This is a genomic window from uncultured Pseudoflavonifractor sp. (assembly GCA_904419835.1).
Lineage (GTDB): Bacteria > Bacillota > Clostridia > Oscillospirales > Oscillospiraceae > Pseudoflavonifractor.
On sequence record CAJFTA010000052.1, the window covers coordinates 1 to 16,240 of the forward strand.

Below are 16,240 nucleotides of genomic sequence, written 5' to 3' on the forward strand. Positions count from 1 at the left end.
GGGGCATTCGATTCCACGCGAGGCGGGCGGCTGCCCCCTCGCGCTCCCCCGCCCCAGTTCAGGCAGGTCCTTTTAAACCGAGGTTTTTCGACACGCTGAAGGGGCGCCGGATGTTTCCGGCGCCCCTGGGGCTGCATGTATCTTACTTAAAGTACTCCGCGCCGCTCTCAAAGAGGGGCTGGTGCTTGTCGCCGGGGATGTTGCGGGCGACCCAGGGGCCGCGGCGCTCGCTGTGGCCCATCTTGCCAAAGACCCGGCCGTCGGGGGAGAAGATGCCCTCCACCGCCTCCATGGAGCCGTTGGGGTTGACGGTGATGTCCATGGAGGGCACACCGGCGGCGTCCACATACTGGGTGGCCACCTGGCCCTTGGCAATGAGGTCCTTCAGCAGGCCCTCGGGGGCCACAAAGCGGCCCTCGCCGTGGGAGACGGGGATGGCGTGGAGGTCGCCCACCCGGCTCTTGAGCATCCAGGGGGAATTGACGCTGGCCACCCGGGTGGTGACATACCGGCTCTGGTGGCGGCCGATGAGGTTATAGGTCAGGGTGGGGCAGGCGTCGTCCATGGGCCGGATCTCGCCGTAGGGCACCAGGCCCAGCTTGATGAGGGCCTGGAAGCCGTTGCAGATGCCCAGCATGAGGCCGTCCCGGTGCTTGAGCAGGTCGTGGACCGCATCGGTGATGGGTCCGCTGCGGAAGAAGGAGGCGATGAACTTGCCCGAGCCGTCGGGCTCGTCGCCGCCGGAGAAGCCGCCGGGCACCACGATCATCTGGCTGCGGCGGATGGCCGCCTCCAGGGCCTGGGCAGACTCCCGGAGCTGTCCGGCGCTGCCGTTGCGCACCACCAGGATCTCCGGCTCAATGCCCGCCCGCAGGCAGGCGGCGGCGGTGTCGTACTCGCAGTTGGTGCCGGGGAACACGGGGATGACCGCCCGGGGCCGGGCCGTCTTGTGGGCGCAGACCGCGGGAGAGCGGCCGGTCCAGGAGATGGGCTCCACCTTGCCGGGGGCGCCGGCCCGGGTGGGATAGACCTCCTCCAGCACGCCCTCGCTGACGGCCAGCAGCTGGTCCACCGGCACGGACTCGCCGGCCAGGAAGATGGCGGCTGAGTCGGTGGTGCGGCCCACCAGCACACCGCCGGGGGCCGGACCGTCGCACTCGGCCAGAATGGCGCCGCACATGCCGGTGTAGAACAGGCTGCTCTCCGCAGAGGGCTCGGCCTCAAAGCCCACCCGGTTGCCGAAGGACATCTTCATGATGCCCTCGGCCAGGCCGCCGCTGCCCACGGCCCAGGCGGAGAGGACCCTGCCCTCCCGGCACAGGCCGTGGAAGGTCTCCCAGGTCTTTTTCAGGCTGTCGTAGTCCTTGTAGTCCACGCTCTGGAACAGGTAGACCGGGTGTCCGCCCGCCTTGAACTCGGGGGAGATAATTTCTCCGGCTCTGGCGGGGGCGATGGCAAAGGACACCAGCGTGGGGGGTACGTCCAGGTCCAGGAAGGAGCCGGACATGGAGTCCTTGCCGCCGATGGCGGCCACGCCCAGCTCCAGCTGGGCCCGCAGGGCGCCCAGCAGGGCCTGGAAGGGCTTGCCCCACCGCTCCGGGTCGGTGCGCAGCTTCTCAAAGTACTCCTGGAAGGTGAGATAGGCCCTCCTGTAATCGCAGCCGGAGGCCACCAGCCGGGCCAGGGACTCCACCACGGAGGCCTGAGCGCCGCCGAAGGGGTCCCGCTCCATCCGGTCGGGGTCAAAGCCCCAGGCCATGACGGAGCAGGTGTCGGTCTCGCGGCCGGGACCCACGGGCAGCAGGGCGGCCATGGCCTGGGCGGGGCTGGTCTGGGCCGCGCCGCCGAAGGGCATGAGCACGCTGCCCGCGCCGATGGAACCGTCAAACCGCTCCCCCAGGCCCCGCTGGACAGCCAGGTCCAGCTCCCCGGCCAGACGGCGCAGGCGGGAGGGCCGCAGCTCCTTCACATGGGCCTTGCGGGCGGGGACGGCGACGGTGATGTGCTTGTCCGCGCCGTTGGATGCGAGGAAGGACCGGGACAGGCTGGCCACAGTCTGGCCGTTCCAGGTCATGACCATGCGGGGGTCCTCGGTGACGGTGGCCACCTGATAGGCCTCCAGATTCTCGCTCTCGGCGGCAGCGATAAAGGCGGCGGCATCCTCAGGGGCCACCACCACGGCCATGCGCTCCTGGCTCTCGGAGATGGCCAGCTCGGTGCCGTCCAGGCCGTCGTACTTCTTGCGCACCGCATCCAGGTTGATGGACAGGCCGTCGGCCAGCTCGCCGATGGCCACGCTGACGCCGCCGGCGCCGAAGTCGTTGCAGCGCTTGATGAGGCGGGTCACCTCGCCCCGGCGGAAGAGCCGCTGGATCTTCCGCTCCTCGGGGGCGTTGCCCTTCTGGACCTCGCTGGCCATGGTGTCCAGGCTCTCCAGGTTGTGGCTCTTGGAGGAGCCGGTGGCGCCGCCGATGCCGTCCCGGCCGGTGCGGCCGCCCAGCAGGATGACCACGTCCCCGGGGGCGGGCCGCTCCCGCACCACGTGCTCTGCCGGGGCGGCGGCCACCACGGCGCCCAGCTCCATGTGCTTGGCCACGTAGCCGGGGTGGTAGATCTCGGACACCTGGCCGGTGGCCAGGCCGATCTGATTGCCGTAGGAGGAGTAACCGGCGGCGGCGGTCTGGGCGATCTTGCGCTGGGACAGCTTGCCGCTCAGGGTCTTGTCCAGAGGGGTGCGGGGGTCGCCGCAGCCGGTAATGCGCATGGCCTGGTAGACGTAGGCCCGGCCGGACAGGGGGTCCCGGATGGCGCCGCCGATACAGGTGGCCGCGCCGCCGAAGGGTTCAATCTCGGTGGGGTGATTGTGGGTCTCGTTCTTGAACATGAGGAGCCAGTCCTCCTCCTGCCCGTCCACCGTGGCGGTGACGTGGACGGAGCAGGCGTTGATCTCCTCGCTCTCATCCAGGCCGGTGAGCACGCCCCGCTTTTTGAGCACCTTGGCGCCCAGGGTGGCCATGTCCATCAGGGTCTGGGGCCGGAGGGCGGCCTTCTCGGGGCCGTAGACCTCCTCCCGGGCGGCCAGGTACTCCCGGTAGGCCTGGGCCACCTCGTCGTCCAGAATCTCGGCCTTGTCGATGTGGGTGCCGAAGGTGGTGTGGCGGCAGTGGTCGGACCAGTAGGTGTCCACCACCCGCAGCTCGGTGACAGTGGGGTCCCGCTTCTCCTCGTCACGGAAATAGGCCTGCATGAACTTCAGGTCGTTCAGGTCCATGGCCAGCCCGTACTCCTCCAGCATGGCGCTGAGGGCCGTGCCGTCCATGGCGGTGAAGCCGTCAATGGTCCTGACGGCCGGGGGCGCGGGGTACTCCTGGGCCAGGGTGGCGGGCTTCTCCATGGCCGCCTCACGGCACTCCACCGGGTTGATGAGGTAGCCCTTGATCCGCTTCATGTCGGCCTCGGTCAGCTCGCCCATGAGGACGTAGACCTTGGCGCAGGCCACCCGGGGCCGTTCGCCGCCGGTGAGCAGCTGGATGCACTGCTGGGCCGAGTCGGCCCGCTGGTCGTACTGTCCGGGCAGGGCCTCCACTGCCAGAACGGTGCACACGCCGCCGGGAACGGGCATGTCCTCCTGGTAAAACACGTCGCACTGGGGCTCGGAGAACACGGTGTCCCGGGCGGCCTGCCAGGCGGCCTGGTCCAGCCCGTCCACGTCGTACCGGTTGAGAATGCGCACGCCGGTGAGGGCGGAAATACCCAGCTGCTCCCGCAGCTCCCGCATCACGCCCATGGCCTCCACGTCAAATCCGGGCCGCTTCTCCACATAGCAGCGGAAGACCTGTTCCATCTTCAATTCCTCCAACAAATCAATTCTCTCTGGTTCTCTGATTCTCTATGTTCAATGCCCGGGGGCAGTGAATCCTCTGATTATCCCATCTCCCAGCCCGTCAGACCGTAAAACACGTTCTGCTGGGTGGGGGAGAGGCCGGTCAGGCTGCCCCAGTGGGTGAGCACCGACCAGTTTTTAAAGCAGATGGGGGTAAAGGGCGCCGTCTCCGCCAGATGGGTGTACAGCGCGGAGGCCGCGGCCTCCCGCTGTCCCTCCCCTGCCGCCCGGAAGGCGGTCAGCAGGGTCTGGGCGTCGGCGTCGCTGTATCCGCCGTAGTTCAGGGCCCCGTTGGGGGCGATGAGGGCGGTGAGGTCAAAGTCGCCGGTAAGTTTGACCTCACCCAGGTACAGGTCAAACTCACCCGCCGTCAGGGCGGCCACATAGTCCTCCCAGGGCAGCTTTTCCAGCTCCACCGTAATGCCCAGCTTGCCCAGCCCCTGGGCCAGGTACTCGGCGGCGGAGACCTTGTAGGTGTTGTCCGTGTTGACGATAAAGCGCAGGCTCAGGTTCTGCCAGCCGTTGGTGCGCAGGCCGTCCGCCCCCGGGCTCCACCCGGCCGCCTCCAGCAGCTGCTCCGCCGTCTGGGGGGCGTACTCCAGGGTTCCGGCCAGGGTCTCGTCGTACAGGGGGCTTGCGGGCGACACGGGCAGCGCCGCCGCCTGTGCGTGCTGGGACAGAATGGACTTGGTCACCGCCGTGCGCTCGTAGCCGTAGGACAGGGCCTTGCGCAGGTCCTGGTCGGCGCAGGGGCCGGAGGCGGTGTTGTATCCTATGTAGAGCATCACCGACGTGGCGTAGTCCCACACCTCGTAGGTGCCTGAGTAGCCCAGGGCATTGGAGCCGGTGATGTCCACGGTGACCAGGGAGATCTCCTGGGTGTCAAAGGCGTGGATCATGCCGTCGGCCTCCCGCACGTTGTAGAGGGGGATGCGCGCCAGGGGCACCGCCTCCCCCTTCCACCAGCCGGTTCTGGCCTCCAGGGCCAGGCTGTCCCCCTCTCCGGTGAGGACGTAGGGGCCGGTGCCCAGGGGCATGCCGCCGGTCTCCCTGACGATTGGGATGTCCAGCAGGGCGGGCAGGGCGCCGTTGGGGGAGGTCAGGGTGATGACCACCGTGTTCCCCTCCCCCGCCGCGATGCCGGCCACGCCGGAAAAGCGGCCGGCGTAGGGGGAATCCTCCCCCATGGCCAGCTGGAGGGAGTACACCACGTCCGCGGCGGTCAGGGGGCTGCCGTCGGAGAAGGTCACCCCCTCCCGGAGGGCGAAGGTCCAGACAAGCCCGGTCTCGTCGGTCTGGGCGGAGGCGCACAGCACCGGCGACGGGGTAAAGCTCTGGTCCAGCTCATAGAGGCCCTCGTACATCAGAGGGGCCAGGGTCAGGTTGGTCCGGTTGCCGCCGGTGATGGGGTGAAAGGGCTGCTCCCCGTAGCAGGGCAGGACAAACTCCCGCTCCTCAATCTGAGGCTGGGTCTGCTCCGCCGTCTCAGACGGGGCGGGGGTGGTGGGGACGGGGGTCTCCTCCGCTGTCTCGGGCGCGCAGGCGGCGCAGCTGAGGAGCAGGGCCCCGATCAGCAGCAGGGCGGGCAGGCGCTTTCTCATCGCTTCCCCCATTCCAGGGCGATGGCCGCCCCCTGGCTGCCCCGCTCCCCTTTTGTAAAGCGGTGGGACCAGTACTTGTCGTGGAGGCAGACGGTGCAGTCGGGGGACACGGCGATGTGGTCCTCGGTCAGCCCCTGCCGGAGGAGGCGGAAGGTGTTGATGCCCTTCAAATCCACCCGGAACTTGCCGCCGGGATGGGCCTCGATGAACTTGAGCGCTCCGGCGCCCAGGGCGGAGGTCATGGCGTTGGGCACGTCCTCGCCGGTCTCAAAGCAGCAGCGGGAGATGCCGGGGCCGATGGCGGCCCGGATGTCCTCGCTGCGGCAGCCGTACAGGTCCCGCATTTTCTCACAGGCCCGCTCCACAATGCCGTTGGCGGTGCCGCGCCACCCGGCGTGGACGGCTGCCACCACCCGGCGGACCGGGTCGTGGAGCAGGATAGGCAGGCAGTCGGCGGAGAACACCACCAGGCACAGCCCGGGCACGTCGGTGATGAGGCCGTCGGCCTCATAGTCCGGCTTCCGCTCCAGGCCGGAGCCCGCGTCGGCGGCGGTGCACACCCGCACGGTGTCCCCGTGGACCTGGTTGGAGAACACCACCTTGTCCACATCCGCGCCGATGGCGGTGCAGAAGCGGCGGTAATTCTCCTCCACGGCCTGCCGGTCATCGCCCCGGTTCACCCCCAGGTTGAGGGAGGCGTAGATGCCCTGGGACACGCCGCCCAGCCGGGTGGAGAAGCCGTGGACCACGCCGGGGCCCATGTCGGCACCCTGGCCGAAGGTGACGCCGTTTACCGTTTTCTCTGTAAACTCCATACATTCCCCTTTAAAAGAAAAGTGAAAAATGAAAAGAAAACCAAAAGGCAGTCCCGGAGGGAGGAGAACTCCCCCTCCCTCCGGAGGTCGTCAGCCCTGATTACGTTTCACTTTCCATTTTTCACTGCTGCCGGGCACTGCCCGGTATGTCGTCTATTTTGAAGTCCCCAAAGCGCGGTATTGCGGCCGCGCCTTCCGGGGGGCACCAGTTCCCCCCGGAGGCCCCCCTCCGCTCTCCGAGGGGGATTTTTCTCCGCCACGGAGGCGCGGGCTCGCATCCGCTCGCAGTGGGCCGCGACGCCTTTACTGCTGCTCCGGGTGATACTCCTTGCAGGTGCACTTCTTCCACTTCAGGCCGCTGCCGCAGGGGCAGGGGTCGTTGCGGCCGCCCCACGGAAGTCCCTTCCGTGGGGACCCCGTTTTTCCCATCTGCTCGGGCGGAGTGAATCCGCCCGGCATCAAGGTTTTGGCAAACGCCAAAACCTTGGCGCGCCGGAGGCGCGGGCTCGCATCCGCTCGCAGTGGGCCGCAACGGCTTTACTGCTCGTCGGGATGGTACTCCTTGCAGGTGCACTTCTTCCACTTCAGGCCGCTGCCGCAGGGGCAGGGGTCGTTGCGGCCCACTTTGACCACCTTTTTGGCAGGCTGCTTCTTCACGGTGCCGTCGTCGGCGCCGCTTTCGCCGGTGACCTTGGCCACCCGCTCCCGCTTGACCTCGCCGCCCACCTTGACCCGGGCCAGGAACAGGCGGCGCACTGTCTCCTCCTGAATGGCGGCGATCATGTTCTCAAACATCTCGTAGCCTTCCCGCTTGTACTCCACAACCGGGTCGTGCTGGCCGTAGCCCCGCAGGCCGATACCCTGGCGCAGCTCGGTCATGGCGTCGATCTCGTCCATCCAGTACTCGTCCACCACCCGGAGCATAATAACGCGCTCCAGTTCGCGCATGAGGGGCTCGCCCAGCTCCTGCTCCTTGCGGGCGTAGAGGTCCCGGGCCTTGCCGCCCACCAGGTCCACCAGCTGATCGGCGGTGTAGTCCGCCAGCTCCTTGTCGGTGAGCTTGAGCTCCTCCGGGTGGAGGAACACGCCCCGGAAGGGGGCCACCGCCTCCCGGAACTGCTCGGCGCTCATGTGCTTCTGCTCGCCCATGTGGCCGTGGATGGCGTTGGTGATGACGGTGTTCATCATGTTCTGGACAGCCTCCTTGAGGTTGTCCCCGTCCAGCACCCTGCGGCGCTGCTCGTAGATGACCTTGCGCTGGGTGTTCATCACGTCGTCGTACTCCAGCACGGTCTTACGGGTCTGGAAGTTCTTGGACTCCACCCGCTTCTGGGCGGACTCGATGGCGTTGGTGAGCATCTTCTGCTCGATGGGGGTGTCCTCGTCCACGCCCAGGGACTCCATCATGCCCATCACCCGCTCGGAGCCGAACAGGCGCATGATGTCGTCCTCCAGGGACAGGTAGAACCGGCTCTCGCCCGGGTCGCCCTGGCGGCCGGCGCGGCCCCGGAGCTGGTTGTCGATGCGGCGGGACTCGTGGCGCTCGGTGCCCAGGATGAACAGGCCGCCGGCGGCGCGGACCTGCTCGGCCTCGCCCTTGATGGCCTCCTTGTACTTGGCCTCTGCCTCGGCAAACATCCTGCGGGCGTTCAGAATCTCCTCGTTGTCGGTCTCGGCAAAGCCGGTGGACTCGGCGATGAGCTCGTCGGAAAGGCCGGCCTTGCGCAGGTCGTTCTTGGCCAGGAACTCGGCGTTGCCGCCCAGCATGATATCAGTGCCGCGGCCGGCCATGTTGGTGGCCACGGTGACAGCCCCCAGCTTGCCGGCCTGGGCCACGATCTCGGCTTCCTTCTCGTGGAACTTGGCGTTGAGGACGTTGTGCTTGATGCCCTTGCGGCGGAGCATCTCGCTGAGCTCCTCCGACTTCTCGATGGACACGGTGCCCACCAGCACGGGCTGGCCCTTGGCGTGGCACTCCTCAATCTGCTTGACCACGGCCCGGAGCTTGCCCGCCTCGGTCTTGTAGACCACATCGTGGTGGTCGATACGGGCCAGCGGCTTGTTGGTGGGGATCTCCACGATGTCCAGCTCGTAGATGGTGTTGAACTCGTCCTCCTCGGTCATGGCGGTACCGGTCATGCCGGAGAGCTTGTTGTAGAGGCGGAAGTAGTTCTGGAAGGTGATGGTGGCCAGGGTCTTGGACTCCCGGGCGACCTGCACCTTCTCCTTGGCCTCAATGGCCTGGTGCAGGCCCTCGGAGTACCGGCGGCCATACATCAGGCGGCCGGTGAACTCGTCCACGATGATGACCTCGCCGTCCTTGACCACATAGTCCTTGTCCCGGCGCATCAGGCCCCAGGCCCGGATGGCCTGGTTGATGTGGTGGGAGAGGGTGGTGTTCTCCGGGTCGGCCAGGTTCTCGATGTTGAAGGCCTTCTCCGCCTTCTCGATGCCACGGGCGGTGAGGGTGACGGTGCGGGCCTTCTCGTCCACCACGTAGTCGGCGTCCAGGTTGGGGTCCTCCTCCTCCTTCTCGTCCACGCTGGCCACCTTCTTGGGCTTGAGGCGGGAGACGAAGGAGTCCACGATCTGGTAGAGCTGGGTGGACTGGTCGCCCTGACCGGAGATGATCAGGGGGGTGCGGGCCTCGTCGATGAGGATGGAGTCCACCTCGTCCACGATGGCGAAGGCGTGGCCCCGCTGGACCATCTCCTGCTTGTAGATGGCCATGTTGTCCCGCAGGTAGTCGAAGCCGAACTCGTTGTTGGTGCCGTAGGTGATGTCGGCGGCGTAGGAGGCGTGGCGCTGGGCGGGGGACACCTCGTGAATGACCAGGCCCACGGTCAGGCCCAGGAAGCGGTAGAGCTTGCCCATCCACTCGCTGTCGCGCTTGGCCAGGTAGTCGTTGACCGTGACGATGTGGACGCCTTCGCCGGTGAGGGCGTTGAGGTAGGCGGGCAGGGTGGCCACCAGGGTCTTGCCCTCGCCGGTCTTCATCTCGGCGATGCGGCCCTGGTGGAGGATGATGCCGCCGATAAGCTGCACCCGGTAGGGGCGCATGCCCAGCACCCGCCAGGACGCCTCCCGGCAGACGGCAAAGGCCTCGGGCAGGATATCGTCGGTGGTCTCGCCGTTTTTCAGGCGGGCCTTGAACTCGTCGGTCTTGGCCCGGAGTTCCTCGTCGCTGAGGGCCTTATAGGGCTCCTCCAGGGCCTCAATCTTCTTCACAAGGGGCTCGATCTCCTTGAGCTTCCGCTGAGAGCTGGTGCCGAAGATCTTCTTGAGCAGGTTACCCATTTCTCGTTCACCTTTCTTCCGTGCATTGGCAACGGCCCGGGCCACACAGCGCCCGGCCGGAATTTCCTAAGTTAGCAGTATACCATAAACCACCCCAATAAAAAAGTAGAAATTATGAACAAACCAGCGGGAGGAAAATCTGTTTTTGTCGCCCGGGGGCGGGTATTTCCACTGAAAAAATGCCGCTCTGGAAATTCTGTCCGCCCCGTGCCCCTGCCGCCGGGTTTTCCCTTTCCCCATTTACGCCGCTTTTCTTTGGTGGTACAATATAGTCTGTATTGGTATCCGCATTTTTGCCGGAAAAGGAGCTGCTATGAAACGCCGCATTCTCTCTCTTGCCGCCGGGCTGGTGCTGGTGCTCTCGGCCTGCGCCCCGGCCGGCCCCCAGCCCTCTGAGGAGCTGATCTACCCCACGTCCCACCCCTCGTCCACCCCGCCGCCCACCCAGAGCCAGTCCGTCCAGCCCACGCCGGAGGTGTCCTCCACCCCCGCGCCCACCCAGAGCCAGCCCGTGGAGACCGCCCAGGCGGAGGCGCCGGTGTGGGGCGTCCAGGAGAGCGAGTGCTCCCAGGCCGACGACGAGGACACCGACGTGCTGCTGGTCCAGGGCAAATTCTCCCTGCCCCTGATTGAGAACGCCGAGGGCGTGGCCGCCTACGAGGCCATCAACCAGTGGTATCTGGACCTGTCCGCCGGGCTGCGGAGCGACACCCTGGCCAACGCCGGCCAGGCGGACGCGGACTATGCCCTGTCCAAGTCCATGGGATACGCCTTCACCTACTACACCGACGAGGAGACCTATGAGATCACCCACCAGACCGACCGTCTGGTGAGCATTCTCCGCACCCACTACGGCCACACCGGCGGCACCTACCCCACCCTGCTCTACATGGCCGACCACTTTGACCTGACCACCGGCGCGGTGCTCACCTTTGACGACTTCTTCACCGACCCGGACGCCGCCGCCGCCATCGCCCTGGAGGAGGTGCTCCGCCAGGCCGCCCAGGGGGACGCCAACGGCACCACCTACGACGCCGCCCTGACCGAGCGCCTGTTCAACCGGGAGAACTTCTACCTCACCGCCGACGCGGTGGTCTTTTTCTACCAGCCCCAGGACCTGGCCCCCAACGCCGCCGGCGCCCCCACCTTCCCGGTGCCCCGGAGCCTGTTCGGGGACCTGCTGGCCGACTGGGCGTGACAAACTCTGACAATTTGGTGATACTATGCTCAACTGCAATGTAAAAGTAAACGACGTGTGCCGCCTCATCATCGAGGGGTACACCGCCGACGGTGCGGGCGTGGCCCGGCTGGACGGGATTGTGGTCTTTGTCCAGGGGGGCATCCGGGGCGAGGAGTGCGACGTGCGCATCGAGAAGGTGGGCCGGAGCAGCCTGTTTGGCCGGGTGGTGCGGGTGTTCCAGCCCTCCCCCGCCCGGATCATGCCCCAGTGCATCCACTACACCAAGTGCGGCGGCTGCCAGTTCCGGCACATGAACTACGCCGAGGAGCTGGAGGCCAAGCGCATCCGGGTGGAGGACTGCCTTCAGCGCATCGCCGGGCTGGATGTGACGGTGCCCGTCATCCACGGCGCCAGGGACACCCGCCGGTACCGCAATAAGGTCCAGTTCCCGGTCCAGCCCGGGCCGGAGGGGCCCAGAGCGGGCTTCTACCGCCAGCGGACCCACCAGGTCGTCTCGGTGGAGGACTGCCTGCTCCAGCCGGAGACCGCCGCCCGGCTCCGGGCCGCCGCGGTGTCCTGGATGCAGTGGCACAATATCTCCGCCTACGACGAAAAAACCGGCCGGGGGCTGGTGCGCCATATATACGTCCGGGTGAACCGGGCGGGAGAGTCCCTGTTCTGCCTGCTGGTCAACGGAAAATCCGTGCCCCAGGAGGAGGCCCTGGTCCAGGCCCTGCGGAACGTGGAGCCCGGGCTGGCGGGCGTGGTGCTGGGGGTCAATGAGAAGAAGAACAACGTCATCCTGGGCGACTCCTACCGCACCCTCTGGGGCCGGGACGCTCTGGAGGACACCCTGTGCGGCCTTACCTTCCGGCTGTCCGTGCCCTCCTTCTACCAGGTCAACACCGACCAGGCCGAGGTGCTCTACGGCCGGGCCCTGGATTTCGCCGGTCTCACCGGCGCGGAGACCGTGCTGGACCTGTACTGCGGCATCGGCACCATCAGCCTGGTGATGGCCAGGCAGGCGGGCAAGGTGTTCGGCGCCGAGGTGGTGCCCCAGGCGGTGGAGGACGCCAGGGAAAACGCCCTGCGCAACGGGGTGACCAACGCCGAGTTCCTCTGCGGCGACGCGGGCGAGGCCGCCCGTGCCCTGGCCGCCCGGGGCGTGAAACCCGATGTGGTGTGCGTGGATCCGCCCCGGAAGGGCCTGGCCGAGGACGTGGTGGACACCATTGCCGCCATGGCCCCGGAGCGGATTGTGTACGTCTCCTGCGACCCGGCCACCCTGGCCCGGGACGTGAAGCGCTTTGCCGCCCTGGGCTATGCCCTCCGCAAAGCCGAGGCGGTGGACATGTTCCCCCGCACCGCCCATGTGGAGACGGTTGTTCTTTTGTCCCAACAAAAGCCAGACGACACCATAGAGATCGACCTGGATTTGGATGAGCTGGACGCTACTGCCGCTGAGACCAAGGCAACCTACGAGGAAATCAAAGCTTATGTTTGGGAGAAGTACCATTTGAAGGTGTCCAACCTGTATGTCTCTAAGATTAAGCGCAAATGTGGATTAGAGGTTGGTCAGAATTATAACCTGTCCAAATCCGAGAACCCGAAAGTGCCAAAGTGTCCGCCAGAAAAGGAAATGGCGATAATGGACGCACTGAAACATTTTCAAATGATCTGATACTGAAAACACGGATGATTTGCCGTCAGGCGATCATCCGTGTTTTGCATTATTCAGACTCCTATACATCCTTGAGCAGATATGCGTTCAGCCTGTTTTTTTCATCGATGTAGGATTGATAGATATTTTTGACTCCGGCTTCTTTGGCCATGGAAATAATCAGATTTTTATCTACTGGGGATGTTCTCAATCCAATAATGACTCCAGCCGGAACACACTCTATCATTGCGGGGAGATTCATTTTGCAATTAGCAAGCATCCGCCATTCTTCATCATATTTGTGGCATTCCTTTTTAATCAAGCTATTTCGTTCGACTTCCCACGGAAGCGGTTTTAATTCCTTTTGCATGAAGTCTGGCAAAGGCACTCCTAATTGCTGCACCATATCTTGTCCCATAACAAACTTTGCAAAATTGGTTGCATCATGTGGAGTGTTGGAATAATATACTGGATAAATCCGTGTTCCATATTTATAGACGCCACAATTTGCGCACTTGTCCAATTTCCCACAATGCGAACTATCCGCATCACTAAGGTCATACATAAGACAAAAACCCTTGTGCATATCGGCGTATTTTAACCACAGAGTTTCATTAAACCCATTTTCAGAAAAGCAGATGGACAGAATCTCGTCTTGTATTTTTGAGCGCAAAGTTAGTACATAGGACAAAAATTGGTTTGTAATTCCATTTGCAAATAATTGTTTTAACCCTTCGACATTCGTAACTTGCTGAATAAATTCTTGCGGGATGCTGGGTTGATTTTGAAAGGTTTCTTTCATCCCGTTCGCTAACGCTGCTAATGCCTCAGGGGAGCTATAGTTACTAACAAATTCTTGACGGATCTTCTCCACATCAATATGTAAAAAGGTGTCAAACGGATCATCATAACTGCTAGCTTTAGAGAAGAATAGTTTATTAGAGCGTAAAGCATCAAGATTATTGTTATTCACCGCACGATACTTATACAAAAATCTTGGATAGCGAATTTTCGCCATCAGTTGATTAACTTCATTTGGTATATCTTCGCCTGTAAATGAACACAGCGTTTCCCAATAATCCTGCATTTCATCGTGGCTCATAGCTGTTTTTCGTTCTTCTGCTTCCAAAAAATCACCTCCTATTATCTGTAGCATTAGATGAATCTTTAGATCTCACTTTTAAGCTCTTTATAGTACTTGCTTAGAGCGATATGAAGCTCCTTTTTGCTTGCATAATTTTCGCTGGATTCCAACTGTTTGATATTAAATTTCCGACACCAGTTTAGTTCGAAACGAGAGAACGAATATTTTTTTACAATCTCCTCTTGGATTTGCTGCACTGGGTCTAAGTAAGCTCGAATATCTGGATCGTAAAAATCCGGGTCGTTTAAAGTTGAGGCATACAGCTGCAAAATATCATGTTTGATTAGTGCAAAAACTCTGTCGATACAATGATTAAAGTTCCGGATTTTTTCAAGAAAAAATTCTTCTGATGTCAGGAGCAGCCGGCCATTTGCATGGGCATAGTCATTTCGTTCTTTGACTAACTTCTTTAGCTCGCCTTCTAAATTGGTATCCATTCCAACAATATGTAGGAGCTTAAAAACATCACTTTCTCCAATAGCCGCAAAACTTCCAAAATACAACTGTCCGTCCTTGGTGTTTTCTTTTCCAAAGAACTCATTATATCGATCTTTTAAAAGATAATATAGTGCTTGCTCCATCTCATCGTGATGTAGGACGTATAATTTCAGAAGGACAAAATAAATCGCAGTCATAAAGAGCATATGATACTGCATGTATGCAAATTGATACAGGCCATTTTCGTAGCTGGTCTGCATAGCCAATGAAAGAGCTTCAATGTATCGCTCTTCATCCCCATCTTGGAACAGTTCCGGCAGATATGCAAAAACCTCAAACAATTCCTCTGGTATTTCAGGATACGAAATGATAGCGGATACTGCTTGTGCCGCTTTTTCTATAGCTTCTTCAATTTTACTTGCATCAAATACAACTGTAGATGATCGTGGGCTCATTGTTTTTCACCCCAGATCTCACTAATTTTATCTTCTATTTTTTGCTCAAAGATAGCGATAAGTCGTTTGTTTTGTTTTACGATAAATATTTCCTCTTCAAGCTTAGCAATAATATCTAATTGGGTATCGAGGGAAGGTACCGAGATTTTAGTTTGAGCTAACAACTCACCATTGAAATTTGTTTGGTTGACTGCCTGGCGAGCATTTCTCATAAAATACCCTTTCCTTCGCAAATCGTTAATGGCCCACCATGCATATCTATTATCGATTATGTCAGGTGCCTTATTTACTAATGTAAGCAAAAACGATTAATTTTAATTCTTGCACTTGCTTCTTTTTTTTTCAAAACAGCAGCCCTCCCTCTGTTTGCGACTGCGATTATAATTTATAAACTATGCTGTGATTGATATTTATAGGTGTTCGTTGGTTTGCTGACATTGGTAGGTATCAGCCATATTCTATTGATCTGCACAGCACCTTCTATGCGATTATTCTTACAAAGGATTTGAACTTGTCGGGCACTTATATTCCATTTCTGTGCAGCTTCCTGCGTTGTAATATAGCCATTCAGCATTGAATCCACCTCCAGCAAAAGCAAACAATTACCATTTCCATTATATTCGTTCAAACGAACTTGTTCAATGCAAAATTCATGATTTTTCTTACAAAGAGAATGAAATTACGAGCTCTTTCAAGTTGACTAATAAGGGGTGATTTTGTATGCAGCAAATTGCTTTTTTAGCAAACACATTACTTATTATGTAATCTAATTCTGCAAGTTTTCGGATTTCCGTTGTCTGACTCACAAAGTCAAAATATATTTCTCCCCATTCGCCATCGAAGTCTACCTGATACAGATAGATTGCGGTGGCGATTTCTTTTTTCTTTCTGGTAATGTTTTTGCGTTTTAGACGTACAGCGTGCAGAATACCCTCTTCTACCAAAATAGTGGTGAGTTTGTCCAGCGCCTTACGATATGCACGTTCCGCACCACTGGTTCCGCTCCCCTCAAACAGAGTAGCAAGCTCCTCAAAGGAAGAACGACTGCTCATAGAACTTACTCTGCCGCAGCGCATACAGATAGCGTTGCGTTTTTCCAGTAACGTTTGTTCTCGATAGTCGAGAGCATCGAAGGCTTTTTGAATGGCTTCGGCTCTGATACCATTCCAGAGGATTTCGACATAGTCCCAGTGATCGTCTTGGCTCACATCTTCGCCGGTTTCCTCGCTGTCTTCATCTTGTCGGGAAACATAGAATGACTGGCGGCTGCGAATCCCTTTTGCAGCATTCAGATATTCAGCAGCCGTTTCCTGCTTGCAGTTCTTTTCAGCCGCATATTCGGAGATGGTTTTCTTTGTGTTTTCTCCCGATGTGCGGTATTTCCATGCAATTCCTCGGATTTTCTTGTATTGGTCCAGAGAATCCACAGACCAGCTTTCTTCCAGCATACGACAAGAAAGAAGAGCATCTGTGATAAAAGGATACAAATAGGTTGTAAAGTCAGCTCCTGTGCTGGGATCATAATCTGAAAAACGTTCAATCACAGCCACAACACAGGTCATTTTATAGTCAAGGAAGCGCTCTGGATCATATCGCTCGTTGCCGTCGCTGCGCCAAAAGCTATAAATTCGTCCATTGAGCATCTTTTCATAGTGATGCAGAAAGAAGGACAGGTACCTCAAATTATTCTGTTGCTGTGCCTGGATGATATAGTCATTCAAATTAGATACTTTAGGCGGCTCCGGTTCTAACTGTAAGGTGCGCTCT

General features: G+C 60.3%; 11 protein-coding genes. 2 read left to right on the forward strand and 9 right to left on the reverse strand.

Annotated elements, in window-relative coordinates:
• Window positions 1–142: 142 nt before the first annotated feature.
• The 5 genes from QZY67_RS09370 to secA form a co-directional block, all read right to left on the reverse strand.
• On the reverse strand, window positions 143–3,844 hold the full coding sequence (locus QZY67_RS09370) for a phosphoribosylformylglycinamidine synthase (RefSeq protein ID WP_295369841.1): 3,702 nt from the start codon (window positions 3,842–3,844) through the stop codon (window positions 143–145).
• Window positions 3,845–3,924: 80 nt separating this feature from the next.
• A complete protein-coding gene (locus QZY67_RS09375; RefSeq protein WP_295369842.1) occupies window positions 3,925–5,484 on the reverse strand; it encodes a peptide ABC transporter substrate-binding protein in 1,560 nt (519 codons plus the stop codon).
• On the reverse strand, window positions 5,481–6,299 hold the full coding sequence (gene pgeF / locus QZY67_RS09380; protein WP_295369843.1) for a peptidoglycan editing factor PgeF: 819 nt from the start codon (window positions 6,297–6,299) through the stop codon (window positions 5,481–5,483). The genes QZY67_RS09375 and pgeF overlap by 4 nt, the downstream gene beginning before the upstream one ends.
• 303 nt (window positions 6,300–6,602) lie before the next feature.
• Entirely contained in the window at window positions 6,603–6,758 is a 156-nt protein-coding gene (locus QZY67_RS11970) for an SEC-C metal-binding domain-containing protein (RefSeq protein WP_366448964.1), read from the reverse strand.
• Window positions 6,759–6,836: 78 nt separating this feature from the next.
• Window positions 6,837–9,596, reverse strand: coding sequence for a preprotein translocase subunit SecA (gene secA / locus QZY67_RS09385; RefSeq protein WP_295369844.1), 2,760 nt, complete (start codon window positions 9,594–9,596; stop codon window positions 6,837–6,839).
• 313 nt (window positions 9,597–9,909) lie between these two features.
• Between secA and QZY67_RS09390 the strand changes: the two genes are divergently transcribed.
• Together QZY67_RS09390 and rlmD are read left to right on the forward strand one after the other, a co-directional pair.
• Window positions 9,910–10,794 carry a DUF3298 domain-containing protein gene (locus QZY67_RS09390; protein ID WP_295369845.1) on the forward strand — a complete coding sequence of 295 codons (885 nt, stop codon included), beginning with the start codon at window positions 9,910–9,912 and terminating at the stop codon, window positions 10,792–10,794.
• Between the two features lie 25 nt (window positions 10,795–10,819).
• Entirely contained in the window at window positions 10,820–12,457 is a 1,638-nt protein-coding gene (gene rlmD, locus QZY67_RS09395) for a 23S rRNA (uracil(1939)-C(5))-methyltransferase RlmD (protein ID WP_295369846.1), read from the forward strand.
• 61 nt (window positions 12,458–12,518) lie between these two features.
• Here rlmD and QZY67_RS09400 read toward each other — a convergent pair whose 3' ends face one another.
• The 4 genes from QZY67_RS09400 to QZY67_RS09420 form a co-directional block, all read right to left on the reverse strand.
• Entirely contained in the window at window positions 12,519–13,565 is a 1,047-nt protein-coding gene (locus QZY67_RS09400; protein WP_295369847.1) for a DUF2971 domain-containing protein, read from the reverse strand.
• A gap of 38 nt (window positions 13,566–13,603) precedes the next feature.
• Window positions 13,604–14,473 (reverse strand): hypothetical protein, encoded by an 870-nt coding sequence (locus tag QZY67_RS09405; RefSeq protein WP_295369848.1) that lies wholly within the window; start codon window positions 14,471–14,473, stop codon window positions 13,604–13,606.
• Complete coding sequence (locus QZY67_RS09410; protein ID WP_295369849.1) at window positions 14,470–14,685, reverse strand: hypothetical protein; 216 nt, start codon at window positions 14,683–14,685, stop codon at window positions 14,470–14,472. Before QZY67_RS09410 ends, QZY67_RS09405 begins: the two co-directional genes overlap by 4 nt.
• 450 nt (window positions 14,686–15,135) lie before the next feature.
• Window positions 15,136–16,240 (reverse strand): hypothetical protein (locus tag QZY67_RS09420; RefSeq protein WP_295369850.1); only part of this gene is annotated, 1,105 nt, incomplete at its 5' end.